General features: G+C 39.9%; 1 protein-coding gene and 1 pseudogene. Both read left to right on the top strand.

Annotation, left to right across the window (positions count from 1 at the left end):
- Positions 1-128: 128 nt before the first annotated feature.
- Positions 129-785, top strand: a complete 657-nt coding sequence (locus SORDD16_RS05335) for an MmcQ/YjbR family DNA-binding protein (protein WP_061452618.1) — start codon at positions 129-131, stop codon at positions 783-785.
- Positions 786-1,097: 312 nt separating this feature from the next.
- A pseudogene (locus SORDD16_RS11835) lies at positions 1,098-1,548 on the top strand (2-isopropylmalate synthase); the annotation flags it as partial.

Here is a 1,548-nt window from a genome sequence, read left to right as displayed (position 1 = left end):
TGGGGGGATTGACATTGACAACCGTCAAACCTTTATCGACCAACTGGGTGTGACACAATTGCATGGCACTAAGGTTGTCTTTTAAAAAATAGAAAGGAACTGCTAGCTTAGGGTAGCAGTTTTCACTTATGTTTGAAATTTTTAAATCCTATCGGTTTAATCAAGAAAAGGCTCGTGCCTATGGTTTTGTAGAAAATGAGGAAGTATGGACCTATACTTGCCAGATTTTGCAGGGCGACTTTTTCATGACAGTCTCTATCACTCCTGATAATGTGAGTTTTCAGGTCTTTGATCAGGAAACGGGTGACCTCTATCCTCAAGTACATATGGAAAGTATGAGGGGAAGCTTTGTTGCAAGTGTCCGTGAGGCTTGTTTGGAGATTCTCTACCAGATTCGGAAGGCTTGTTTTGATGTGCAAGATTTTATCTGCCCTCAGACTAAGCGGATCATGACTAAAGTTCAGGAAAAGTATGGTAATCAGTTGGAGTATCTGTGGGAAAAATCACCTGATACAGCAGTGTTAAGACATGAAGGTAATAAAAAGTGGTATGCTGTTTTGATGAGAATCCCATGGGATAAGTTAGATAAGGGGAGAGAAGGGCTAGTTGAAGCAGTCAACCTCAAACACGACCAAGTAGCTGACTTGCTTTCACAAAAAGGCATTTATCCAGCTTTTCATATGAACAAACGCTACTGGCTTAGTCTGGCACTTGATGATACCTTGTCAGATGAAGAGGTGCTAGAATTGATAGAGAAAAGTTGGAGCTTAACCTCTAAAAAATGAAATATTTCAAGGATTTTCAAGAACTTTCAATTAGCAAAATATTCTTTACTGAAGAAATTTTCAGAAAATAATGGATTTTTTCTTGACAAGAGATTTTTCCTATGCTAGAATACTAAACAAGATATCAAACGAAGGAGAAAGTCAAACATGAAAACAGCTAAGTTTAATCAATTTGCTTTGTTGTTGAGGTACTCGGGCTAGTGCAAAAGCATTAGTCCTGTTTGGCTTACCAAGCGGGAGTAAATCAACATCTCGCTTGGGTTTCTGAGCGAGATGTTTTTTTAAAACCATATTTGGAAAAGGGGAAATCGTATGCGAACAGTTGAATTTCTAGATACCAGCCTTCGAGATGGAGAGCAGACACCTGGCGTTAACTTTTCAATCAAGGAAAAAATTGCCATTGCAAGGCAGTTGGAAAAATGGGGCATTTCAGCCATTGAAGCTGGTTTTCCAGCCGCTAGTCCAGACTCATTTAAGGCAGTTCAGGAGATTGCTAAAGTCTTGAAAAAAACGGCGGTAACTGGTCTAGCACGTTCGGTCAAGTCTGATATTGATGCTTGTTACGAGGCGCTAAAGGATGCCAAGTATCCACAGGTTCATGTCTTTATCGCTACCAGTCCGATTCATCGTAAGTATAAGCTCAATAAGAGCAAGGAAGAGATTTTAGAAGCTATTAAGGAGCATGTTTCCTATGCACGTTCAAAGTTTGAAATCGTCGAATTCTCTCCTGAAGATGCGACTAGAACAGAGTTGGATTTCCTCT

The sequence above is a fragment of the Streptococcus oralis genome (assembly GCF_001578945.1).
Lineage (GTDB): Bacteria > Bacillota > Bacilli > Lactobacillales > Streptococcaceae > Streptococcus > Streptococcus oralis_Q.
This window is presented reverse-complemented; position numbering and strand designations above follow the sequence as displayed.

Coding starts and splice junctions, on each gene's coding strand:
- SORDD16_RS05335 (WP_061452618.1), top strand. CDS start 129: ATGTTTGAAATTTTTAAATCCTATCGGTTTAATCAAGAAAAGGCTCGT.